We start from the raw sequence: 22,157 nt of genomic DNA, 5'->3' as shown, positions 1-22,157 counted from the left end.
CTTTCTTGTCCCAAAAATCTACTGAGGTTGGTTAGCGGCGTTCGAGGACCGCTACGGTTTCGGTGTGGTCGGTATGGGGGAACATGTCGACGGGCGTGATCTTGAGCAGGCGATAGCCTCCGTCGAAGAGCTGATGCAGGTCGCGCTCTTGGGTCACGGGGTTGCAGCTGATATAGGTGATGCGGCGCGGCTTAAGTGCGCAGGCAGCTTCGAGGAACTCGGGGGTGGAGCCGGCGCGCGGCGGATCGATGGAAAGGACATCGATCCGCTCGTTGTTGTCGGCGGCATCTAGGATGTAATCGGTGGCATCGTCGGCCATAAACCATGCGTTGCGAGTAAGGCCGTTGAGCTCGGCGTTGCGACGTGCGTCAGCGATGCCGGCGTGGTTGCGCTCCACGCCAAGCAGCATAATGCCGATGCCCTTGTCCTGGGCGGCTTTGGCTGCGCACAGGCCGATGGTACCGCTGCCACAGTAGGCATCCATGAGCACATCGCCCTGGTGCAAATCCATGCCGTCGATAGCGAGCTGATAGAGCAGCTCGGTCTGTTGCGGGTTGGTCTGATAAAACGCGGTAGGGGAGATATCGAATTCGCAACCGAGCAGCTGGTCGCGCATGCACTCGGCGCCATATACAATGCGGGTTTCCTCGCCGAGGATGGCGTTGCCGGGACGTCCGTTGATGTTTTGGGCGACGGTGACGATGTGCGGATTGAGTGCGGCGACAGCCTCAAAGAACTCCTGCGCATGCGGCAAGTCGCGCTGAGCGGTCACGAGCGTGACCATGACCTGGTCGGTACGCCAGCCGCAGCGGACGACGGCATAGCGAAGCAAACCAAGATGCTTGTCCTCATTAAAGGCGGGAATATGCAGCCGCTCAGCTTCGCGTGCGATGCCGTTGAGAATCTGACGGGCACCCGGTGCCTCGACGGGGCATTCGGGTACGGCAACGATCTTGTGCGTGCCGCGCTCAAAGAAACCGCAACGGACAGCGCCCTCTCTGCCGGGGGCAAAGGGAGTGGCGGCCTTATGGCGAAACCCGCGCGGCGCAGGATATTTGCCCGGGTCGCCCAGGGTGACGCCCATACCGCGAATGGGGTCGACGCTAATACCCTCGCGCTCGCAAAGAGCAGCAAAAAGCTCCTCCATAACAGCCTGCTTAGCTGCCAACTGCTTTTTATAAGGACGATTGAGCGCCGTGCACCCCCCGCAAGCTTTCATGATCGGACAGGGAGACTTGGGATCCACAGCCTTACGCGCAGACGAAACCTGATCTATATGCGAGCGCTTGGAGCGAGTCTGAGATGCCTTGTCCTCGCTCCGACGAGAGCCGGGACGCTTGGCCTTAGCCTTGCCTTTGGCTGACTTGCCCTTCGCATCCTGAGACGACTTGGATTTCTTAGAAGATTTTTTCTCCTCCGACCCCTCAGCCGCCTCGATCAAAGCACGACGAGCCCTACGCTCCGCACGAGATTCTGCCATCAATAACTCCACTAATTCATGAATTAAAGCTGCAAGTATTGTACCGTGCCAAGCCAGCAGACGATATACAAGCGGTTTATTCGTGTCAGTGATAAGCCCAACGACGGTTGCCCGCCGCGTGAGGGGTGTGGGGGTTAAGTTTATCGCGAGTTCCGCACGAACAGGAGGCCACTTAATGTGGCCTCCGTCGTGAGCAGGACTGTAGAGCAGGAAACTTAACCCCCACACCCCTCACGCGGCGGGCAAACTCGCCTTGTGCTCTATCACGCTAAAGTGTATTATTCTGAACGTTACATGACTCACTTTACCTAACTAAAGTGTCATCAAGGGGGAATACCATGAACACCGATATGTCTCGTCGTCAGTTTGTTGGTCTAGCCGGCTCGCTCGCCACGGTGCTTGGCCTTGGTCTTGTCGGTTGCGGCGGTGGCGCCGGCAAGGGCTCCGCCGCTGGCTCTGCCGCGGCCAAGGATGTGAAGGGCGCTGCGGAGTCCAAGAAGCTCGTGGTGGGCTTTGATAAGTCCTATCCTCCGTATGGTTTTGTGGGCGACGATGGCGAGTACACCGGCTTTGATCTCGATTTGGCCAAGGCTGTTGCCGATAAGCAGGGCTGGGAGGTCAAATACGAGGCCATCGACTGGGATGCCAAGGATACGCTGCTCAACTCGGGCGCCATCAACTGTATCTGGAACGGCTTTACCATGGAGGGCCGCGAGGACGACTACACGTTCTCCGAGCCGTACATGCTCAACGAGCAGGTGCTGGTGGTAAAGAAGGATGCAGGCATCAAGAGCTGGGACGATCTTGCCGGCAAGACCGTGATTACCCAGACTGATTCCGCTGCACAGGATGTGCTCGAGGGCGACCAGAAGGATTTGGCCGCGACGTTTGCCACGCTCGATACCATCGGTGAGTACAACACGGCGTTTATGCAGCTCGAGAGTGGTGCAGTCGATGCCGTCGCCTGTGACCTCTCGATTGCCCAGTATCAGCTTGCCGCCAAGCCCGATGCCTATACACAGCTTGATGAGCCGCTGTCCAGCGAGCACTACGCCGTCGGCTTTAAGAAGGGCGACACCAAGTCGGCCGATGCCGTGACCGAGTCGCTCAAGGCACTCTATGAGGACGGCACGGTCAAGGACCTGTGTGATAAATATGCAGATTACGGTCTTTCCTTCGACAACTGGGTGCTCAAATAGCGGCTTTCCCAGGCACCCGATTTTGCCGTTCAAACCGTCGCTTGCGTACATTTAGTACGCGGCGCTCCTCTTTCACGGCAAACTCGGGCACCTGGAAAACCCGCTTTAGCATTGGGTTCGCTGTTCCGTTACTGTGAAAGAGAGCTTGGGTTGTCTATTCAGGTCATGATGCAGATGCTTGGCCAGGGATTCTTGGTCAGTTTGCAGCTGTTTGTGCTGACGCTGCTCGGGTCGATTCCCCTGGGAATTCCCGTGGCGTTTATGCGCATGAGCAAGGTCGCGCCGCTGCGCTGGATTGCGCGCATCTACATTTCGGTCATGCGCGGTACGCCGCTCATGCTGCAGATGTTTGCCATCTACTTTGCCCCGTATTACGTGTTCGGCATCTCGCTCACGCCCGATTCCAAATGGACGGCGTGCGTTGTGGCGTTCATCATCAACTACGCCGGCTACTTTGCCGAGATCTATCGCTCGGGCTTGCAGTCGATTCCGCGCGGTCAATATGAGGCCGCCGAGGTGCTGGGCTATTCGCGCACGCAGACGTTTCTGTATATCGTGATGCCGCAGGTCGCCAAGCGTATTCTGCCGGCGATGGGCAACGAGATCATCACGCTGGTCAAGGACACGTCGCTGGCGTTTGCCATTGGCGTGGGTGAGATGTTCTCGACCGCCAAGGCGCTGGTTGCCTCGCAGGTGAGCATGGTGCCGTTTGCGATTGCGGCGCTGATCTACTGGGTCTTTAACTTTGTGGTCGAGATGCTGCTGGGCGCCGCCGAGAAAAAATTGGATTACTACCATGACTAGATCGTTCCGCCGTTCTAGCGAACGGCGGACTGCTCGACGCTGCGCGCGTGCCTGACGGCCAATCTGCTCCTCAAGCCGTCGCTTGCGTACAGAAGTACGCGGCGCTCCTCTTTCGGAGCACATTGTCTCGCCAGTCACACGCTCGCTGACTTTTTAAACACATGGAGGTTCCCGTGTCCGGAACGGTAATGAAAATATTGAACGCGCGCAAGGCGTTTGGCGGCAATAAGGTGCTCAAGGATATCTCACTCGAGGTAAAGCGTGGCGAGGTTGTGGCGATTATCGGGCCTTCGGGTGGCGGTAAGTCCACGCTGCTGCGCTGCGCCACGCTGCTCGAGACGCTCGACGGTGGCTCGCTTTCGTTTGGCGACCTTGCCGTCGCGACGGATGCGGGTTCGGGCGCGGTGTACGCAAAGGGCGATGTGCCTAAACAGGCGCGCTCGCGGTTTGGTCTGGTGTTTCAGAACTACAATTTGTTCCCGCACTATACGGTGATGAAAAACATCACCGACGCTCCGGTTCGCGTACTCAAGCGTCCGCGCGAGCAGGCCGAAGCGCGTGCGCGTGAGTTGATCGCGCAGATGGGGCTTACGGGCAACGAGAACAAGGTGCCATGTGAGCTTTCGGGTGGTCAGCAACAGCGTGTGAGTATCGCCCGCGCCTTGGCGCTCGACCCGGAGATCTTGTTCTTTGACGAGCCGACTTCGGCGCTCGATCCCGAGCTAACGGCCGAGGTGCTGCGTGTCATTAAAGACCTTGCCGCGCAGAATATGACGATGGTGATCGTGACCCACGCGATGCAATTTGCGCGCGATGTTGCCGACCGCGTGGTCTTTATGGACGGCGGTCGCATTGTCGAGGAGGGTCCTGCCGAGCAGGTTATCGATCACCCGCGTGAGCAACGTACCCGTGAGTTCTTGAGCCGTATCGAGGGCTAGGCTCAGCTATATATTGAGAAAAAGCCGCCGCAGGTCTTATGGTCTGCGGCGGCTTTTATTTGTATCGATGGGGTTTAATAATCGCCTCGCATGCGCTCTTCTTCCTCTCGCCGCCTGTATTCATACGTGCGCCGAAAGGTATGCATGGACGGTCGCCCGTGAGGGTAGGGTGGTGGCATAGGACATTTGGAGGGTGAGTCGGCTCGGCTGCCGACCATGCTGCTCCCGGGATGGCACCGACCGCGAACTCTCCCCGTTGGCGTCGCGCATTGCGCGCGGCCCTGCAAGGAGGTCATCATGGGTGCTCCCAAGACCGGTAACGTAAGGAACGTGGTGCTCGTAGGCCAAGGCGGGGTGGGCAAGACCTCACTCGCCGAGGCCATGCTCCACCTTTCTGGCAAGACCGCCCGCCTGGGCGGCCACGACGGCACCAAGCCCACGCTCGACTATGACCCCGAGGAGGTCAAGCGTGCATTTTCCATCTCGACGACCATTGCGCCGATCGACTGGAAGGGCGCGCGCATCAATGTGCTCGATGCCCCGTGCTATCCCGATTTTATCGGCGACGCCTTTGCCGCGATGAGCGTCTGCGAGACGGCTCTGTTTGTGGTCGATGCCGAGGCCGGCCCACAGCCTACGACGGTTAAGCTCTGGTATGCCGCCGAGGACCTGCGTCTGGCGCGTGCGGTGTTCGTAAACCGCCTGTCGCGCTCTGAGGCCAGCTTTGCGACCACGATGAATCTGCTGCAGGAGCGCTTTGGTATGCGCCTGGGCGCCGTGACCCTTCCCTGGGGCGAGGGCGAGGACTTCGACGGCATCATCGATCTGGTGCGCATGAAGGCACGCCATTGCAACGGCACTGAAGCCGTTGAGTCGGAGATTCCCGAGGAGTATCGTGCCCAGGCCGAGGAAGCCCATGACCATCTGTGCGAGCTGGTGGCCGAGGCTGACGACGAACTGATGATGAAGTACTTGGAAGGCGAGGAGACACTGACGCAGGAGGAGCTTGAAGGCCTGCTGTCGAAGGCGATCGCCGAGCGCATCTTTGTGCCGGTCTTTGCGGGCGATTGCATTAAAGAGCAGGGCGTCAACTCGCTGATGGACGATATCGCCACGTACTTCCCGGCGCCGACGGACTACGGCGAGATGCCGCTCATCGACGGCGATTCGCTTAAGATCTCGAGTGACGATGACCGCCCGGTGGCATTTGTGTTTAAGACCTTGGCCGATCCGCAACAGGGTCGCATCAGCTTTATCAAGGTGCTGACGGGTACGCTTGAGCCGGGCCTTGAGCTGGTCAATGCGCGCACGCGCAAGGGTGAGCGTCTGGCCCACCTGTATGTGATGTGCGGCCGTGACATGACCGAGGTCGGCCACGCTTATGCCGGCGATATCATCGTGGCGCCCAAGCTGGCGGCCGAGACGGGCGATACACTCTCGATTACCGGCAAGGTCGAGGCTGCGGCGTTTAAGTTCCCCAACTCGCAGTACCGCATCGCCATCGAGGCCGAGAACCGCGGTGACGAGGAGAAGCTATACACGTTTATCGAGAAGGCGTGCAAGGCCGATCCGACCATGAGCATCGATCGTGACGAGGAGACCGGCCAGACTATCATCTCCGCCGTGGGTGAGGCGCAGGTTTCGGTCCTGCTCAATCGCCTTGAGGATCGCACCAAGGTCGTGGCCAAGAGCGTGCCGATCCGTATTCCGTATCGCGAGACCATTCGCCGCACGGCAAGTGCCCAGGGTCGCCACAAGAAGCAGACTGGCGGTGCCGGTCAGTATGGCGACTGCTGGCTGCGCGTTGAGCCACTCATTGGGCCCGACGGCACGAGCGATGGCTATGAGTTTGTAGACGAGGTCGTGGGCGGTCGCATTCCGCGTTCGCTCATTCCCGCCGTGGACAAGGGCGTTCAGGAGACCATGAAGGACGGCATTATTGCCGGCTACCCGCTTACTGGCATCCGCGTGGCTGTGTACGACGGCTCGTATCACAGCGTCGACTCCAACGAGATGGCGTTCCGCGCGGCGGCTCGCATCGGCCTGCGCAAGGCATGCGCCGATGCCGACCCGGTGGTGCTGGAGCCCATCGAGGAAATCACGGTGACCATCCCCGAGAGCTACGCCGGCGCCGTGATGGGCGATATCTCGGCCTCGCGCGGTCGCGTGACGGGCATGGAGACCGATGAACGCGGCGACACCGTTGTTATTGCCCAGGCGCCGCTGGCCGAGCTGACGGATTATTCGACGCGTCTGCGCTCCATCACGCGCGGCACGGGCGACTTTACCATGAAGCCCGCCGGCTACGAGCAGGTGCCTTATGACGTTCAGGCCAAGCTGGTCGAGCGCTATGAGGAGGGTCGCGCCAAGTAGCGTGTGGCGTTGCCTGCAATGTAGGTGCTGACGAAAAGGCCGCCCTGGGTAACCGGGGCGGCCTTATTTGATCCCTTGGGGACGGAGGAAAACGGATCATTTTTTTGGTTACGGGAGGCGCGGTCGGCCCTAGTCTCCCGAGGCCTGATTGCGGCCGGTGGCGTAGTCGATCTGCACATGCGGCTGCAGGTTGTAGCAATATACGTGGAAGCAGAGGGTCTTGCCGTGGTCCTCGACCGATTGCGCCTCAAGGCGCACGCCACGGCAGACAAGCTCCTCCTCGTTATACATGGGCGTGACGCGATAGAGCACGTGGTTGCCCGTGTCGCGGATGTAGCCGAGGATCTGCTCTTCAAACGGCAGCATGCCCGTCTCGTTGAGATAGCGCGTGCCGGTCAGGAGATTTTTGCGGTTGGCGTTTTCGCTGCAGAGCGACCAAGCGATAAGGTGGCAGCGGTTATAGAGGCTCTGGCCCGGAACAAAGTCGTAGCGCTGCTGGTGCCAACCGGCGGGGTGGATACGTGAGATATCGCCGCGCTTGCCTTTGCCGAGCGATTCGAGTCCTATGCAGGCGAGTGCTTTGCGGGTACGGCCCAGGCTGTCGAGCTTTGAGAACTTCTTAAAGCATCCTTCTTCGGTGGCCCGCTCGTATTCATCGAGCGTGAATGATGGTGTGCCGAGCGGGTGCGTGCTATCGGCGCGCAGGGCAACATAGGGGTTACCCGCGTAGTCGGGAATACTGCTGAGGTATACGCCGCGGGCGCGGTCGAGATCGGGGTTTTCGACCGCGTCGATAGGGGTGGCGGCACTGTCCGCGGAGGCGTCGTCATCGGTGTCGCTCGCGGCGGAATCTGAGTCATCGCCAGAGTCTTGGCTATTTTGAGAGACCGAGGAGCTCGCTGTTCCCGATTCGAGTCGAGCGACCAGGTCTGCCTCGTCGTCGGTGCGGCTGGGACTCTCGCTTTGTTTTTCGGCCAGAGCCGCTGCCTGCTCATCGCTTTGCGGCGACAACAGCTTGGGCGCTCCGTCGAGCGACCCTGTGAACAGCGCAAACCCCAGCACCACGGCGGTGCCGATGGAAAGCACTTGCTTGTAAGCGGACTTGCGCGACATTGAGGCTCCTGGATGGACGGTTGGGAATCTACCAGTCTAGCAGGAGCCGGCAGAGGCCGTCCCGCCGAACAAATACTCAAGATTTGGAATAGACGCTGCTGATTCATTTGCCTCATATGGAGCTGCGGCGGTTGTGTATATGGGGCTGTCTGGCGTTTCCCCAGATAAAACCTGCCAAAATGAACCTGTCCCTTATTGGCAGGTCTGCGGGTCAATGCCCGCCAAACGAAGTTGCGGTGGAATAGTTCCTGTTTGTGCCCGATTGGCCGCAAAACAGGAACTATTCCACCGCAACTCATCGGGATGCGCTATTGGTTCATGTTGCCGTGGATGTAGGGGGTGACCTCGGGGGAGATGTGGCCGCAGCCCAGCTCGCGCAGCGCGGACTCGATGGCGGCGGGCAGCGGGGTCTTGCCTTCGGCATCGACGGCGGTACCGCCGAGGGCGGCAATCTTGGTGACATCTGCGGGAGCGGCTTCGATATGCATGCAGCCGCCGACCAAGCGCGCGCGTACCTGTGCCAGATCAAGATCGTGCAGGTAATCCTCGCAGGCGCGGATCAAATCGACCTTCTCGCGCGTAAGCTCCTCGCCCGTGGGGACGCGCGTGGCAAGACAGGCTCCCGCCGGCAGGCTCCAAACGGGATAGCCCCATGCACGCAACAGCTCGCGCTCTTCGTTCTTGGTAAAGCCGACCTCCATGAGAGGGGAGCGTACGCCGAGCTCTTCTGCCGCGCGCATGCCGGGGCGGTAGTCACCGCGATCGCTTGCATTACTGCCATCGATGACGGTGGAAAAGCCCAGCGACTTGGCGTGGTTGACGATGGCGGTAAAGCCGGCCTGCTTGCAGTGGTAGCAGCGATTGGCGTCGTTGCAGGCTACTTGGGGGAGCTGCAGCTGATCGACCGAAAGATTGAGCACGGGGAGCTTAAAATGCGGCCCCTCATTGGTTTGCCCGTCAACGGATCGCTCAAACGAGGTTTGTTCGGGCGTGCCGATGAGCGGCGTGGTGAGGTGAACGAGAAGCGTGCTGGCAGGCATAATGCGGGCGCAGACCGCGGCCAAAAAGCTGCTATCGACGCCACCGGAAAAGCCGATGGCGACGCGTCCGTATGCCAAAAGCAACTGCTCGAGCGTCGCGAGTTTGTCCTGAAGCTCCTCTGCAGGTGCAGTAGTGTCTGAAAGCATGAAACGATCCTTACCATTGAGTACTCGGTTGAAAACTATAATCCTACCGAGCTGCCTGTCATAAGACCTCTACCTATGTAACGAAAGTGCAATATGCTATATACGTTATATACAAGTTTGTAAAGTGCGGTAGAGTGGCAGTAATGCAATCCGGTGAGGGGGCCGATATGATCAAGGCTGTTATTTTTGACATGGACGGAACGCTGGTCGATACCGAGCGTTTAGGCATCAAGGCATGGAAGGCGGGCGCTGCCGAGCTGGGGATCGCGATTGATGATGCTCTGATCCATCAGTTTATCGGCCGCACGCTGCCCGATGTCATGGACATCCTTGATGAACATTACGGTAGTCGCGAAACCGCCGAGGCGATCTATGTCCGCCACAAGGAGATTCGCGACGAGATAGTCAAGACCGAACTGGAGCTTAAGGCCGGCGCCGCCGAGTGTCTAGACGAGCTGCTGGCTGCGGGCTATCACGTGGGCCTTGCGACGTCGTCGCGCCACGTTACGGCGGAGCGCAACCTTAAGATGGTCGGCCTCTTTGACAAGTTTGAAACGGTGACCTGCGGCGAGGACGTCGTGCACGGCAAGCCCAACCCTGAGATGTACCTGCTTGCCTGCGAGCGCGCGGGCTTCGCTCCCGAGGAATGTGCCGTGGTCGAGGACTCTCGCAACGGCTGCGTCTCGGGCATCACGGCCGGCTGCCACGTCTTTGCCGTTCCCGATATCGTGCCGCTGCCGCAGGACGTGGTGGATGGCTGCGAGGCTGTGCTCGATACGCTGTTCGATCTGCCGGCCGCGGTCAAGGCTGTGCGCTAGCGTTCGCACGTGAGTCGCCATATCCCGCACCCGATCCCGCGGGACGGTGACGGTAACGGCGCCTGCGTGGAGGCGCTGACGCAGTCAGCCCCTCTTATCACGCCAAGATTGCTGTTTTGGCCGATAAGAGGGGCATTGTGCTTTAAGCGACTGGGGCTGCGGCCTTGGTAAGGAGCTGGCGGAGGGTTATGACGCTACAAGTTACTCCAGGAGCCAGTCGATCACGTTGCGCTTGCGGACTCCTTCGTAGTTCGCGTCCGCAAACAGCGTGTCGAGCGTAAGAAGCGTCTTGGGGTAGTTGTCTCGGACCTTCTTAAAGGGGGCCAACTCTCGATTGAGGGTAGTTTCGTCGAGCGTTGTGGCTGAAACTTGAAAATAGGCTGTCTCGTCTGACTTTAGGGCAACAAAATCGATTTCCCCGCCGTCGATATCGCCCACGTAGACGTCGTATCCACGGCGTAGGAGCTCGAGATAAACAACATTTTCGAGGATATGACCGATATCGCTGCTTTGGGTTTTGACGAGAGCGCCTCTAAGTCCAAGATCAACGGCGTAGTATTTGCCGTTTGTTGAAAGAAGCTGCCGACCGCGCACGTTATAGCGCGGAGCAAAGTACAGCACAAGGCTGTCTGTTAAGCCTTTGAGGTACTTGGCTACGGTTTTCTGGTCGGTTTTGTTGCCGTTGGACGAGAGCGTGTCGGAGATTTTTTTAATCGAGATCCGGTTTCCAATGCTATGGAGTAGGAACTTGGTGATATCGCGCAGGGTCGGGACGTCCGAGACCTTCAGGCGTTCGATAACGTCGCGTATGACGATGGTATCGTAGAGGCTCATAAGATAATCGCGCGCCTGAGGTCCTTGAATGCCCGTCTCGGCGATAAAGGGAAAAGAGCCCCGGGTGATGTACTCGTCAAACAACTGCGCGGGAGCCTTTCCGTCATTGGTTTTTGCCGAGCAAAACTCCTTAAAGGATAGGGGCAGCATCTTGAGCTCTACGTAGCGACCGGAGAGCAAAGTTGCCAGTTCGCTCGAGAGCAGATAGGCGTTGGAACCGGTTATGTAGAGGTCGACATTGTCCTTGATAAAAAGACTGTCGACGGCTTTTTCGAAATGCTCGACGTGCTGTATCTCGTCCAGAAAAACGTAGTTCATCTTATCGGGGACGAGTCTGGCGGAAATGTAGTCGTAGAGTGCTCTATACGACGTAAGCGACTCGAACTCCAGGTCTTCAAAGTTGAGGGATATAACCTGGCCGCCTGTGATTCCATGATCGCGCAGGTAGCTGCGGTAGATTTCAAATAGCTTTGATTTGCCGGACCTTCGCACGCCCGAAACGACCTTGATGACGTGCGAGTCTTTCCACGAAATGAGCCAGTCGAGGTACTGTTTGCGATCAATCAGATTCATGAAACCCCTTTCTTGGCGAGAAAAAACTGGAGCAAAATCAATACTTATAGGAAATATCTAAAAATATGGAATTGAGTCTATTCTAACAAAAAAGTTAATGAAAAATGGATTACATTCCATAAATATCCGTAGCTGCAGGTCCGGCTAAACGGGGAGGGCACATGGGGCCAGTAAAAAACGCCGCAGCGGGCCTGTTTCCGTTGCGGCGTTTTTTGTTACAAGTAGGCGCCCAGGTTGATGTCGGTTATTGGGGCCGCGGATGGGCCCGTCGGGTGCTGCTCGGCCTTTTGGGTGCTCACACGCTCGAGCAAGAAGGGGCGCACGAGCTCCTGACGGTTAATGTCCTCGGTGGCCGTGACCGTGGTGACGGTGCGCGCGGCGGAGCCGATGCGGACTCGTTTGGTCTTGGCGGCAGGTTTATCCTCGATTTGTTCCATGAGCAGCTGCACGCCCTTGCGGCCGATCTCGTAGCCCGGTGGTGCTACCGTGGTGAGGGGGACCGATCCGCTCCAGGCAAGCGGGTTGCCGTCGCAGCCGGCGACAAGAATCTGGTCGGGGACGGAAATGCCCTTGTCGGTTAGTGCCGCGATGATGCCCGAGGCCAATACGTCGGTCAGGCCGATGACAAAATCGGGACGCTCGCCGGTAGAGCGCTCGGCAATCTGAGCGCCGATGCTGTAACCATCGGCAGCGGTATTCCATTCTCCGGCGTCAATGACCTCAATTTTGATATCGGGATGCAGGACGAGGGCCTTATGAATGCCAAGTACGCGCAGGGTGAGCTGCATAAATGCCGCTCTGCCCACAACGGTGATATGGCGCGCGCCGCGGGTGATGGCGAGCTCGGCGATAATGCGCCCTTGCGCCTCGTTGTCGGCGGCCACGTAGTAACCGGGTTCGGGGCAGTGGATGTCCAGATGGACGATCGGCACGGGCATCTTGGTCATTGCGGGGTGCCAATCGGGGGACGCCATAGGCTGAACCATGACGCCGGACATCTGCGTGCCCATAAAATAGCGCAGGTAGTGGTCCTCGAGGATGTCGTCGTTATCGGCGTTGGCGATGAGCAGGTCATAGCCGTGCTTGCGGGCCTCGTTATGGGCGCCGCTGGCAATTTGGAGAGAGAAGCCATGGTCGAGACGGGGGAGGACCAGGCCAAAGGACTTGGTGGCGCCGCCCGCGAGCTGACGAGCACTTTGGTTGGGCAGGTAGCCAAGGCGATTGATGGTCTCGTTGATGAGCTTGAGGGTCTCGGGGCGCAGCTTTTCGGGGTGGTTGAGCGCGTTGGATACCGTGCCCAGTGAGACTCCTGCCTCGCGCGCGACGTCGCTGATTTTTACCTTTGCCATAGCGGCCCCTTTGATGCGTTTCAAGTACGAGTCAGATTGTAGCATCGCCCGTTCCCAGGGTGTCAAAACCCACCAATTAGGGGCAGGTTTATTTTGGCAGGTTTTATCTGGGCAAACACCGGAGTCCAGACCACACAAAGGTGCCTGTCCCCCTTTGTGGTGGTTTTGGCGCGGCTGGGCTGCGCGTTAAACAGTGGAGTGTCTACAATAGAAGCCGTTTTGATCGTAGATTGAAAGGCTTTGGTATGACTCGCGCTGTTTCTCGTCGTGATTTCCTGGGTTTGATCGCCGGTGCTGCAATGGTTGCGGCGAGCGGTTGCGCTGGCAGTGGCGCTGACAAGGGCTCTGCCGCCGGTTCTGCCGCGGTTGCGGGCGACGATATCAAGGGCGCCAAGCTCACCTTTGTGGGCGACGATGCCTTTGCGCCCTATCGCTATCTGGAGACGCAGTCGGACGGCAAGCAGAAGGTTGTCGGCCTGGATATCGCCATTGCCGACGAGATGGTCTCGCGCCTGGGCTTTTCTTACGACTTTGAGCCGCAGGACTTTGCCGCCACGCTTGCATCGGTGCAGAGCGATGACAAGGCCTTTACCATGGCGATGAGCTCCAACGAAGAGCGCGAGCAGACCTACGACTTCACGCGCGGCTACTATCAGCCGCTTGTGGGCGTTCTCACGCTCGGCGGCGATCCCGTCAAGCGCGTTGAGGACCTCGTCGGCAAGTCTATCGCCTGCACCACCGGTACCGTGCAGAACAAGTTCATCGCCAAGGTCATGCCCGATGCTGATATTCACACGTACGACGGTGGCGACCAGTGCCTGCAAGAGGTCTCGCCGGGCGCATCGATGCCTACCTGTGTGACGGCGCCGAGGGCCAGTCCATGCGCGATGCGAATGAGGGCCTGGTGCTGGGCCTGCTCGATCGCTCCGAGACGAGCGATCACGTGGGCGTGTACCGCCTGATGGCCAAGAAGGGTGCCGGATTTGTCGCGGCGCTTGACGAATGCATCGGCGAGATGCTCGAGGACGGCACCATCGATGACTGCATCAAGCAGTATGTGGGCGCCGACTTCATGTGGAACGGCGACTATTCCGCTTCCGGTACGTCGACGGTTGCCGGAAAATAGCGAGCCGGTGAGGCGCGCGCCAAGGGCATGCTGATGAAGTTTGAACTGCTAGAACCATATATACCGATGTTTATGAGCGGCCTGGTCGTGACCTGTCAGGTGACGGCCGCCGCGCTGGCCCTAGCACTCGTCCTGGGCTTTCTCATTGCCGTGCTCAAGGTTTTGCCCTGTCGCCCATTGCGTGCGGTGCTCAACTTCTACACCTCTATCTTTCGCGGCGTGCCGCTCATCGTGTTGCTTTTTTTGGCGTACTTTGCGACGCCGCAGCTCACGGGCTTCAAAATTTCGATGTTTGCCGCCGGTGCCATTACGCTGGGGCTCAACGGCTCAGCGACGGTGTCCGAGACGGTGCGCGGTGGTATCGAGGGCGTTGACCGGGGGCAGTACGATGCCGCTCGGGCCATCGGGCTTCGCTATGTTCCCATGATGCGCAAGATCATCGTTCCGCAGGCGATGCGCTCGATTGCCCCTGCTCTGGTCAACGAAGTGATCACGGTCCTCAAGAGCTCCTCGCTGGTGGCAACCATCGGCCTGATGGATATGATGCGCGCCGCCCAGAGCGTGCAGGCGCTCACCTATCGAGCCTTTGAACCGTTTTTAGTGGTGGCCGTGGTCTACTACGTCATTGTTATGGCACTCACGGCCCTGGGCAATCGGCTCGAACGCCGCCTGCGTCCCTAGGGGAGTGCCAACCACAGCAAAGGTGCCTGTTACCGTTGTGGTGGTAGGGTGTGTGCATCGAGTGGTATCCAGTTTAAGATACCACTTCTGGTATATCAGCTTGCGTTTGTGTGAGTACAATACTCGGACGTTATACGTCTCAGCGCCCGTCGTGCGTGGGCGTTTTGCAGTCACGCGAGCGAAGGGATTTATCCTATGTGCGGAATTGTCGGCTACACCGGCTCTGATATTGCAAAGAACATTCTGGTCACGGGCCTTAAGCGTATGGAATATCGCGGTTATGACTCCTCGGGCGTCGCGCTCGAGGTGGGCGAGGGCGCCGCGGCTCACCTCGACGTCATCCGCCGCGTGGGTAAGGTTGCGGGCCTGGAGAGCGAGCTTTCCAATATCGACAGCGACGCTACCTGCGGTATCGGCCATACCCGCTGGGCCACTCACGGCAAGCCTTCCGTTGTCAACGCCCATCCCCACACCAGCTGCGATGGTCGCATCGCCATCGTCCACAACGGCATCATCGAGAACTTCGCCGAGCTGCGCGAAGAGCTGGAGGGCCGCGGCCATCACTTTAAGAGCGAGACCGATACCGAAGTTTTCGCGCACTTGATCGAAGAGGCCTATGCCGAGACGCGCGACCTGATGGCTTCCGTGCGCGAGGCCTGCACCCACGTGGTGGGCGCCTATGGCCTGGCCGCCGTGTGCGCCGACGAACCTGGCGTGATCGCCGTTGCCCGCAAGGACTCCCCGATTGTGGTCGGCGTGGGCGAGACCGGCTCCTACGTTGCCTCCGATGTGATCGCGCTTATCGATGCCACCCGCGATGTCGTGGTGCTCGAAGATGGTCAGTTTGCCAAGCTCACGCCCGCAGGCGTCGAGTATACCGACGAGGCCGGCAATGTGATTGAGCCCAAGATCACCCATATCGACTGGGACCTGGACATGGCCGAAAAGGGCGGTTATCCCGACTTTATGCTCAAGGAGATTCACGAGCAGCCGCGCGTGGTGCGCGACACGCTGGTGGGCCGCATGACCCCTGCCGGTGAGCTCGATATCGACGAGTTGGGCCTTTCGCTCGAGGAACTCAACGATATCGACCGCGTATATGTGATTGCCTGCGGCACCAGCTACCACGCCGGACTCATCGCCAAGAACCTTATTGAGGGCTGGGCTCGTATTCCTACCGAGGTTGAGGCGGCTAGCGAGTTCCGCTACCGCAACCCCATCATCACGCCGACGACGCTCGTCGTGGCCGTGTCCCAATCGGGCGAGACGGCCGACACCCTTGCCGCCATTCGCGATGCGCGCATCAAGGGCGCCAAGGTCTTTGGCATCACCAACGTGGTGGGCAGCCCGGTGGCGCGCGAAAGCGACGGCGTCATCTACACCAAGGCCAACAAGGAGATTGCAGTCGCCTCGACTAAGAGCTTCATCGGTCAGGTCGTGAGCCTCACGCTTTTGGCCTTGCTGCTGGCGCAGGTCAAGTACCGCTTGACCACCAAGCAGACGCGCATGCTGTTCCGCGAGCTTTCCGATACGGCCGAGCAGATCCAGTGGATCCTGGATACGCAGACCGAGGCCGTGCACGAGGCCGCGCTTGTGTGCAAGGACGCGCAGTCCGCGCTGTTTGTGGGTCGCGGCATGGGCGCCGCCATTTCTTATGAGGGCGCGCTTAAGCTCAAGGAGGTCAGCTACCTGCATGCCGAGGCATATGCCGCCGGCGAGATGAAGCACGGCCCCATCGCGCTGATCGATCCGGGTTTCCCTGTCATCGCGGTGGCAACCAAGAGCGCAACATACGATAAGACGGTGTCGAACCTCATGGAGTGCAAGGCTCGCGGCGCCAAGGTCATCGTCGTTGCTACCGAGGGCGACGAGGAAATCAACAAGATTGCCGACTGCATCATTCGCGTGCCGTCCGTCCGTGACGTGTTCAGCCCCATCACGGCGAGCGTTCCGCTGCAGCTGCTCGCCCGCGAGGTGGCCATCCTGCGCGGTTGCGACGTTGACCAGCCTCGTAACCTGGCGAAAAGCGTTACTGTCGAGTAATTGTTGTTCCGCCGTTCTGCCGAACGGCGGACCGGTCGACGCTGCGCGAGCCGCATTCACGCCAATCTGACGTTCAATTTCGAGGGCGCGACCAGAAGGTCAGCGCCCTCTCATTTCACGTCACCTTGGCGCAAATGCGGCTCGCTCACTGTTGACGACTGACATCGAGTGCTCTGTTGTCGAAACGCGCCAACAACAAGGCCCGGCTCCGTTGTGGCGGAGTCGGGCCTTGTTGCATTTGCCCAGATAAAACCTGCCGAAATAAACCTGTCCCTTTTTGGCAGGTTAGCGGAGCTTGCTGGTCTCGAAATACTTGGGATATTGGTCCAGGACCTCGGTCTGGTTGCGGAACATCATATGCAGGTGCTTGCTGACCAAAAAGCTCGCCTCGATGGGGTCGCGGCCGGCGATGGCGCGGCGGATTTGCTTGTGCTCGTTAACAATCTCCTGATTGTCGAGCCTCTGCGTGGCGGCGCGCAGCCAGCGGAAGCGCTCCAGGTCGGCATTGGTCGCCTCGAGCCACGACCACACGGTGCTGCGGCACGCGATGCTAAAGATCATGCGGTGCATGAGGTTGTCGCTTAAAAAGAATCCGATGCGATCCTCTTCGGCCATGGCCTTTTCCTGCAGCGCGATGGCTCGGTCGAGCTGCTCGATGCCTGCCGAGGTGGCACGGGCGCAGCACTCCACAATCACCTGTTTTTCCAGGTGTTCGCGAATGTAGCAGGCGCTCTCGGCAAAGGTGAGGTTGATGGGCGAGACATAGGTGCCGCTTTGGGGCACGGTGCGCACCAGGCTCTCTTGCGCCAGACGCACCAGTGCCTCGCGCACAGGGGTGCGCCCCATATCCAGGTCGTCGCAAAGCTGCTTGACGCCTAGCTTTTCGCCCGGCTTGTAGTCCAGGTAGACGATTTTGCGTCGAATGGTGTGGTAGGACTGGTCCTGTAGGCTCGTTTCCTGCTCGCCGACGTGCATCGATTCTTCCATAGCGCCTCGCAACTGTTCTATCAAACTCATATGTCAGTTGTTTATTATGCCGCGAACCAGCTCTCCGCGGTGGGTAATTCGGCTGTTGTCCGAGAACTATTGCGGCATCTTAGTCTGTATTTGCGCAGGGCTGTGCTCAACATTGCCGTATCATAAGCCGTCGCAAACGTGAAATAGAAAGAAGGAATCTCATATGCAACTGGCGAATATCGTACGCGAGCGCTGGAAAGGCGTCTTGTTCTGCCTGATCATCGCCATTCCCGCGACGTTGCTCGGCAAACAAATTGAGGTGGTCGGCGGTCCGGTATTTGCCATTCTCTTTGGCATGGTCCTGGCGCTCGTCTTTCCCAAGAATCGTCGCGAACAGCTCGCCGCCGGTGTCACCTATACGTCTAAAAAAGTCTTGCAGTACGCGGTTATCCTGCTTGGCTTTGGCATGAACCTCTCCCAGATTCTGTCCAAGGGCGCCCAGTCGCTGCCGATTATCGTGGCGACGATCTCGACCTCGCTTGTCATCGCCGTCGTGCTCTGCCGCGTTATGAACGTGCCGGGCAAGATTGCGACGCTTGTGGGTGTGGGCTCGTCGATTTGCGGCGGTTCGGCCATCGCTGCGACCGCGCCCGTCATCGATGCCGACGATCGCGAGATTGCCCAAGCCATTTCGGTCATCTTCCTGTTTAACGTTATCGCGGCGCTCGTGTTTCCGACGCTCGGCGGCATGCTCGGGCTGACCAACGAGGGCTTTGGCCTGTTTGCCGGCACCGCCATCAACGACACCTCGTCGGTAACGGCTGCGGCGAGCGCCTGGGATAGCATGCATCCCGGCGCCAATGTGCTCGAAAGCGCCACAGTGGTTAAGCTCACCAGGACGCTGGCCATTATTCCCATTACATTGGCTCTCGCATGCTGGCAGATGCATCTGGCGCGCAAGGCCGGCGGCGACGCCAAAAGCACGTTCTCGCTTAAACGTGCGTTTCCCATGTTTGTGTTGTTCTTTGTGCTGGCGAGCGTGATCACCACGGTGCTTCAGCTTCCTGCGTCCATTACGGCGCCCATCAAGGAGCTGTCGAAGTTCTTTATCGTGATGGCCATGGCGGCTATTGGCTTTAATACCGATATCGTCGAGCTGGTCAAAAAGGGCGGCAAACCCATCGCGTTGGGCTTTTGCTGCTGGATTGGCATTGCATGCATGAGTTTGGGAATGCAGCACGTGCTGGGAATCTGGTAGAGAAGTAGCTGATTTGCGTGTTGCGTGCTGGCGAGCGCATACCTGCGGTGGAGCGATAGGAGCTCTTGCGGGTATGGCTTGTCCGCAGGTTGATAGGTCCCGAAGAGCTCTTATCGCCCCGCCAGGATGGCGATGCGGGGCAATTCATATACTCGCAGGACGGCGACTTTTGCCCTATAGTGTTTGGTGAGTAATATCGTTCAATTTTGAAACATTCGGTCGTGCGACCGTCGGCGGTTGCACGTCGCCGCGGACAGGGGCAAATCATGGATAGCGATGCCAAGCTGCAGATTCTGATTGAGGCATTGTCCGCAGCCGGAGTATCGGCGCTGGCAGTCGACGAGCGCGGTGGCGTTGTGATCTCGACTATGAGTGACGCGGCACTCGAGCAGGATATCGCCGCTTTTGTTTCCGAGCGTCTCGCTCGCGTGGGCGATGGGGCGCGCCTGGTGATGGGCCACGAGGGCGTGCGGTTGAGCTTGACGGTGCGCCCGACGGCCAAGGAGCGCGGAGCGCTTTGGGTGGTCGTGGCGCATGAGGTGCGCGCCGCTGCGACGCATGCGGGCATCGAGTGGCTCAATGCCGACGAAGTCGAGGCTCGCTACGCGTCGAGCACGTACGGCATCGTCGAAGATGCGGCGGCGGTCGCTGCCCCCGTACGTGGGAGCTATGCGCGTGGGGTGCCCCTTATGCTCGAGGGCGAGCTGGGCGCGGGGCAGGATCAGATTGCAAAACGCCTGTACCTGGATGGACCCTATGCCGATCAGCCCTTTGTGTCCGTTGCGCTCGATGAGCTTACGGATCGCGGCTGGCGCCATCTGCTCAAAAGTTCCGAATCGCCGCTATTCCAAACGGGGCTGACACTTTGCATGGGCGGCTGGCATGCTGTTGGCCCCCAACGTCTGCGCGAGCTCGTGTCCGCAATGATCGACACGGTGCTCGCAACTCGTTGCCATGTGGTGTTGACGGCAAACGATATGCCGGGCGGCGGCGAAAGCGATCAGGCTGCTTTTGTAACCGAGCGTCTGGCCTGTGCAGTGAGTGTGGCGCCGGCGATTGCCGAGCAGGGCGGCGCGTCGGAAAAGGTTGCGCGCTATCTGGGGTATCTGGCAGATATGTTTAAGACGGGTGCCCCCATGTTGTCCGCCGCCGCGGCAGAGACGCTCGATGCGTACCGTTGGCCCCGCAATTACCTGCAGCTGCGTGAAGTCTCTGAACGACTCTATATATTAGTGGGGGCGGGTACGGTGGAGCGTGCCGTGGCGAAAAAGGTGCTTGCCCAGGAGGACGTTATCAAGACCGCGACCTTTGGCGCCCCGGCGCTCGAAAGCGATTTGTACATCTTGCGTCCCCTGGCCGATACCGAGCGCGATGTCGCACGGTTGGTCCTGCAGCACCTTCACGGCAACAGGACACGTGCGGCAGAGGTGCTCGGTATAAGCCGCACGACTTTATGGCGCCTGCTGAAGGACAACGACCGCTGAGCGAGGCGCCGTGACCGCGTGCGGCGCGTGTGATACAGTCCAAAGAAGCATTGTTTCGATTGTGTTACGGCGTGCGGGGGAGTATGGCGGAGACTTCAAAAACGAACCGAACAAAGCGAAGTGCGGCGCCGGTCGGCCGGCGTACGACTTCGCGGACGTGGGGCAAAAGCGCCTCGGGGTTCGACGGCTCGTTCAAGCGCACAAAATATGGCTATCCTTCGGCAAGCGCTCGCTTGGCCATGCAGGCCGAGTCCTCGTTGTGGGGACGAAGGCGCGTGGTGGGCTCAAAGCTCAAGCACGATGGAACGCTTGGCTACATCAGCCGCGGTGCTGCCCGCCGTAGCGGCCTCAATCCTGCAGGCTGGCATCGTTACGTGCCGATCGTGGTCGTTGCCGCGATAATCGTCATCGCGCTCGCGGCGCTCGGATATGCCGGCGACGGCGCGAGTCTGGGCGCGATTTTCAAATCGCCTGAACTTGCGCATGCTGGCACGGAGCTTGTTGAAGGCGCACAAGACCAGACGGGTGTGGCGCCCCAGCGCGGTATGGTCGCAGCTGCTGCCACCATTGCCGATGCTCAAAAGGACGAAGGCGGGCAAAGCGACGACGCCGATGCGAGTCAGACGAGCGAAACGGCAACAACTCCATCGGCAAGATAAGTTGCGAGTGGGGCAGCAAATATGGGACGGGGCCTTTCAGCGGGTCCGCCGTTCGTTAGAACGGCGGAACATACACCACGTTTTCGCGGCGGGGCTTGGCCTCGGGAAGCGTGCCCTCGGCATAGCCCAGGATGCAGTTGCCAACACCGCGCAGGCTTCCGTCGGCGGACAGACCCCAGCTGGCCAGCAGCTCCAGGCCCTCGGGCGAATCGAAAACCTCGTGGGCGCGATGAATCCAGCATGAATCAACGCCCAGCGCATAGGCTGCGTTGAGCAGGTTGCCCATGGCGAGCGAGCCGTCTTCCAGGTGCGTGGGCACGCTGCGGTCGACCAGCACCACCACAACGGTCTTGGCGCCGTAGAAGGGATCTCCCTCTCTGCCCATAACTTGGGCGTTGAGCTGCGAGAGGCGCTCGACGGTCGCCGGATCGGTAACGGCGACAAACGTCACCGGCTGGCGCCCCATGCCGCTCGGTGCATACTGGCCGGCTTCGATAATGCGTGCGAGCTTTTCGGTCTCGACAGGGCGGTCGCTGTATTTGCGGCAGCTGCGGCGGCGGATGAGCGCTTCGATGGTCTCCATGGGCTCTCCTAGCGATGACGTTGCAGATGCTCCGTTCTTACCCGTCGTGCCGTAGCCGTAATCGCGCAGAGGACTCCAAACAGCAATAGCCACCAATCGGAAAAGTCGGCTTGCATAAAACTGCAGTCAGAATGTGATTAACCAGTGGGATGGTTAAACGTTTTATCCCGTCTACCCTGCGGTTTTTTACCACTTGCCTAAATGATGCCCGCATAACTTCTGATAAAGGTTTTACTAAAGGAGTACCAACGTTTATCAACGCGCCGTGGTGGCGCCGGGCCAGGAGGTAACTATCATGTTCCAGGCTGGAGATGTCGTCGAGACCGATTTCGAAGGATTTCTGAAGCTGCTGCGTTCCAAGACGCGCGCTTTCGTGTCGATCAACGATCACGAGTACTACATCACGCACACCGATGGCTATTGGCGTGTTCAGGATTGCGAGGCCCTCAACGATAAGGGCCACTTTACTGACTGCTCCGAGCTGGTCAACACGGTCTGCGAGGTCGTCGAGCTGCCCTGGATCTGCGGCAAGAGCCTGCACGATAGCTTCTCGGGCGCTACGGTCTACGAGGCCGTTGCCGCCTAACGGGCAGATAATCTATTTCCTCTCATGACCGCCGGCGCTGCCCCCGCGCCGGCGGTCTTTTTTGTCGATATGTTGTATAGCTTGCGCGCTGCGAATGAAGCCCTTGACGATA

At 59.3% G+C, this 22,157-nt stretch carries 20 protein-coding genes; 13 read left to right on the top strand and 7 right to left on the bottom strand.

Annotation, left to right across the window (positions count from 1 at the left end; translation table 11 throughout):
* Positions 1-31 precede the first annotated feature (31 nt).
* Positions 32-1,480 (bottom strand): 23S rRNA (uracil(1939)-C(5))-methyltransferase RlmD, encoded by a 1,449-nt coding sequence (gene rlmD / locus ACGHEN_RS10565; RefSeq protein WP_117817849.1) that lies wholly within the window; start codon positions 1,478-1,480, stop codon positions 32-34.
* A gap of 338 nt (positions 1,481-1,818) precedes the next feature.
* Here rlmD and ACGHEN_RS10560 point away from each other — a divergent pair, with 338 nt between their 5' ends.
* The 4 genes from ACGHEN_RS10560 to ACGHEN_RS10545 all read left to right on the top strand — a co-directional run bounded on the left by ACGHEN_RS10560 (position 1,819) and on the right by ACGHEN_RS10545 (position 6,794).
* Positions 1,819-2,679 (top strand): transporter substrate-binding domain-containing protein, encoded by an 861-nt coding sequence (locus ACGHEN_RS10560; protein WP_368238569.1) that lies wholly within the window; start codon positions 1,819-1,821, stop codon positions 2,677-2,679.
* A gap of 150 nt (positions 2,680-2,829) precedes the next feature.
* Positions 2,830-3,483 (top strand): amino acid ABC transporter permease, encoded by a 654-nt coding sequence (locus tag ACGHEN_RS10555; protein WP_195645347.1) that lies wholly within the window; start codon positions 2,830-2,832, stop codon positions 3,481-3,483.
* 188 nt (positions 3,484-3,671) lie between these two features.
* On the top strand, positions 3,672-4,421 hold the full coding sequence (locus ACGHEN_RS10550; protein ID WP_390399419.1) for an amino acid ABC transporter ATP-binding protein: 750 nt from the start codon (positions 3,672-3,674) through the stop codon (positions 4,419-4,421).
* 297 nt (positions 4,422-4,718) lie between these two features.
* Positions 4,719-6,794: a translation factor GTPase family protein gene (locus tag ACGHEN_RS10545; RefSeq protein WP_349125159.1), complete on the top strand. Its 2,076-nt coding sequence runs from the start codon at positions 4,719-4,721 to the stop codon at positions 6,792-6,794.
* 129 nt (positions 6,795-6,923) lie between these two features.
* Here the strand turns inward: ACGHEN_RS10545 and ACGHEN_RS10540 are convergent, their stop codons facing one another.
* Together ACGHEN_RS10540 and ACGHEN_RS10535 are read right to left on the bottom strand one after the other, a co-directional pair.
* Positions 6,924-7,907: a DNA/RNA non-specific endonuclease gene (locus ACGHEN_RS10540; protein WP_390399292.1), complete on the bottom strand. Its 984-nt coding sequence runs from the start codon at positions 7,905-7,907 to the stop codon at positions 6,924-6,926.
* A gap of 308 nt (positions 7,908-8,215) precedes the next feature.
* Entirely contained in the window at positions 8,216-9,094 is an 879-nt protein-coding gene (locus ACGHEN_RS10535) for a hypothetical protein (RefSeq protein ID WP_390399290.1), read from the bottom strand.
* 167 nt (positions 9,095-9,261) lie between these two features.
* Here ACGHEN_RS10535 and ACGHEN_RS10530 point away from each other — a divergent pair, with 167 nt between their 5' ends.
* Positions 9,262-9,912, top strand: coding sequence for an HAD family hydrolase (locus ACGHEN_RS10530; RefSeq protein ID WP_390399288.1), 651 nt, complete (start codon positions 9,262-9,264; stop codon positions 9,910-9,912).
* 201 nt (positions 9,913-10,113) lie between these two features.
* On the opposite strand, the gene ACGHEN_RS10525 is transcribed toward ACGHEN_RS10530, so the two are convergent.
* Both ACGHEN_RS10525 and ACGHEN_RS10520 read right to left on the bottom strand, forming a co-directional pair.
* Positions 10,114-11,319, bottom strand: a complete 1,206-nt coding sequence (locus ACGHEN_RS10525; protein WP_271744602.1) for an ATP-binding protein — start codon at positions 11,317-11,319, stop codon at positions 10,114-10,116.
* Positions 11,320-11,534: 215 nt separating this feature from the next.
* Positions 11,535-12,668: a LacI family DNA-binding transcriptional regulator gene (locus ACGHEN_RS10520; protein WP_390399286.1), complete on the bottom strand. Its 1,134-nt coding sequence runs from the start codon at positions 12,666-12,668 to the stop codon at positions 11,535-11,537.
* Positions 12,669-12,913: 245 nt separating this feature from the next.
* Between ACGHEN_RS10520 and ACGHEN_RS10515 the strand changes: the two genes are divergently transcribed.
* The 4 genes from ACGHEN_RS10515 (at position 12,914) to glmS (ending at position 16,518) form a co-directional block, all read left to right on the top strand.
* Positions 12,914-13,630 carry a substrate-binding periplasmic protein gene (locus ACGHEN_RS10515; RefSeq protein ID WP_390399285.1) on the top strand — a complete coding sequence of 239 codons (717 nt, stop codon included), beginning with the start codon at positions 12,914-12,916 and terminating at the stop codon, positions 13,628-13,630.
* Positions 13,549-13,794, top strand: a complete 246-nt coding sequence (locus tag ACGHEN_RS10510) for a hypothetical protein (protein ID WP_390399283.1) — start codon at positions 13,549-13,551, stop codon at positions 13,792-13,794. The genes ACGHEN_RS10515 and ACGHEN_RS10510 overlap by 82 nt, the downstream gene beginning before the upstream one ends.
* 33 nt (positions 13,795-13,827) lie before the next feature.
* Entirely contained in the window at positions 13,828-14,475 is a 648-nt protein-coding gene (locus ACGHEN_RS10505; protein WP_373205002.1) for an amino acid ABC transporter permease, read from the top strand.
* A gap of 195 nt (positions 14,476-14,670) precedes the next feature.
* Positions 14,671-16,518, top strand: coding sequence for a glutamine--fructose-6-phosphate transaminase (isomerizing) (gene glmS, locus ACGHEN_RS10500; RefSeq protein ID WP_373205001.1), 1,848 nt, complete (start codon positions 14,671-14,673; stop codon positions 16,516-16,518).
* Between the two features lie 285 nt (positions 16,519-16,803).
* On the opposite strand, the gene ACGHEN_RS10495 is transcribed toward glmS, so the two are convergent.
* Positions 16,804-17,505: a GntR family transcriptional regulator gene (locus ACGHEN_RS10495; RefSeq protein WP_390399281.1), complete on the bottom strand. Its 702-nt coding sequence runs from the start codon at positions 17,503-17,505 to the stop codon at positions 16,804-16,806.
* A 193-nt stretch (positions 17,506-17,698) separates the two neighbouring features.
* Here ACGHEN_RS10495 and ACGHEN_RS10490 point away from each other — a divergent pair, with 193 nt between their 5' ends.
* The 3 genes from ACGHEN_RS10490 (at position 17,699) to ACGHEN_RS10480 (ending at position 20,876) form a co-directional block, all read left to right on the top strand.
* Entirely contained in the window at positions 17,699-18,733 is a 1,035-nt protein-coding gene (locus ACGHEN_RS10490) for a YeiH family protein (protein WP_250787207.1), read from the top strand.
* Positions 18,734-18,999: 266 nt separating this feature from the next.
* Positions 19,000-20,217 carry a helix-turn-helix domain-containing protein gene (locus ACGHEN_RS10485; protein WP_390399279.1) on the top strand — a complete coding sequence of 406 codons (1,218 nt, stop codon included), beginning with the start codon at positions 19,000-19,002 and terminating at the stop codon, positions 20,215-20,217.
* A gap of 278 nt (positions 20,218-20,495) precedes the next feature.
* Entirely contained in the window at positions 20,496-20,876 is a 381-nt protein-coding gene (locus tag ACGHEN_RS10480) for a hypothetical protein (protein WP_250787205.1), read from the top strand.
* A 55-nt stretch (positions 20,877-20,931) separates the two neighbouring features.
* Here the strand turns inward: ACGHEN_RS10480 and ACGHEN_RS10475 are convergent, their stop codons facing one another.
* Positions 20,932-21,459 (bottom strand): nitroreductase family protein, encoded by a 528-nt coding sequence (locus ACGHEN_RS10475; protein WP_250787204.1) that lies wholly within the window; start codon positions 21,457-21,459, stop codon positions 20,932-20,934.
* A 295-nt stretch (positions 21,460-21,754) separates the two neighbouring features.
* On the opposite strand from ACGHEN_RS10475, the gene ACGHEN_RS10470 reads away from it, so the two are divergent.
* Positions 21,755-22,045 (top strand): CDP-alcohol phosphatidyltransferase, encoded by a 291-nt coding sequence (locus tag ACGHEN_RS10470; protein WP_118260475.1) that lies wholly within the window; start codon positions 21,755-21,757, stop codon positions 22,043-22,045.
* The last annotated feature ends 112 nt before the right edge of the window (positions 22,046-22,157 follow it).

Source organism: Collinsella sp. i06-0019-1H4, assembly GCF_042849575.1.
Lineage (GTDB): Bacteria > Actinomycetota > Coriobacteriia > Coriobacteriales > Coriobacteriaceae > Collinsella.
Note: the sequence above shows the minus strand (reverse complement) of the source record. Positions and strands in the feature narration are given on the sequence as shown.

Coding starts and splice junctions, on each gene's coding strand:
- ACGHEN_RS10540 (WP_390399292.1), bottom strand. CDS start 7,907: ATGTCGCGCAAGTCCGCTTACAAGCAAGTGCTTTCCATCGGCACCGCC.
- ACGHEN_RS10490 (WP_250787207.1), top strand. CDS start 17,699: ATGCAACTGGCGAATATCGTACGCGAGCGCTGGAAAGGCGTCTTGTTC.
- ACGHEN_RS10475 (WP_250787204.1), bottom strand. CDS start 21,459: ATGGAGACCATCGAAGCGCTCATCCGCCGCCGCAGCTGCCGCAAATAC.
- ACGHEN_RS10485 (WP_390399279.1), top strand. CDS start 19,000: ATGGATAGCGATGCCAAGCTGCAGATTCTGATTGAGGCATTGTCCGCA.
- ACGHEN_RS10495 (WP_390399281.1), bottom strand. CDS start 17,505: ATGGAAGAATCGATGCACGTCGGCGAGCAGGAAACGAGCCTACAGGAC.
- ACGHEN_RS10535 (WP_390399290.1), bottom strand. CDS start 9,094: ATGCTTTCAGACACTACTGCACCTGCAGAGGAGCTTCAGGACAAACTC.
- ACGHEN_RS10550 (WP_390399419.1), top strand. CDS start 3,672: ATGAAAATATTGAACGCGCGCAAGGCGTTTGGCGGCAATAAGGTGCTC.
- ACGHEN_RS10530 (WP_390399288.1), top strand. CDS start 9,262: ATGATCAAGGCTGTTATTTTTGACATGGACGGAACGCTGGTCGATACC.
- ACGHEN_RS10470 (WP_118260475.1), top strand. CDS start 21,755: ATGTTCCAGGCTGGAGATGTCGTCGAGACCGATTTCGAAGGATTTCTG.
- ACGHEN_RS10560 (WP_368238569.1), top strand. CDS start 1,819: ATGAACACCGATATGTCTCGTCGTCAGTTTGTTGGTCTAGCCGGCTCG.
- ACGHEN_RS10510 (WP_390399283.1), top strand. CDS start 13,549: ATGCGCGATGCGAATGAGGGCCTGGTGCTGGGCCTGCTCGATCGCTCC.
- ACGHEN_RS10515 (WP_390399285.1), top strand. CDS start 12,914: ATGACTCGCGCTGTTTCTCGTCGTGATTTCCTGGGTTTGATCGCCGGT.
- ACGHEN_RS10505 (WP_373205002.1), top strand. CDS start 13,828: ATGAAGTTTGAACTGCTAGAACCATATATACCGATGTTTATGAGCGGC.
- ACGHEN_RS10545 (WP_349125159.1), top strand. CDS start 4,719: ATGGGTGCTCCCAAGACCGGTAACGTAAGGAACGTGGTGCTCGTAGGC.
- ACGHEN_RS10520 (WP_390399286.1), bottom strand. CDS start 12,668: ATGGCAAAGGTAAAAATCAGCGACGTCGCGCGCGAGGCAGGAGTCTCA.
- rlmD (WP_117817849.1), bottom strand. CDS start 1,480: ATGGCAGAATCTCGTGCGGAGCGTAGGGCTCGTCGTGCTTTGATCGAG.
- glmS (WP_373205001.1), top strand. CDS start 14,671: ATGTGCGGAATTGTCGGCTACACCGGCTCTGATATTGCAAAGAACATT.
- ACGHEN_RS10525 (WP_271744602.1), bottom strand. CDS start 11,319: ATGAATCTGATTGATCGCAAACAGTACCTCGACTGGCTCATTTCGTGG.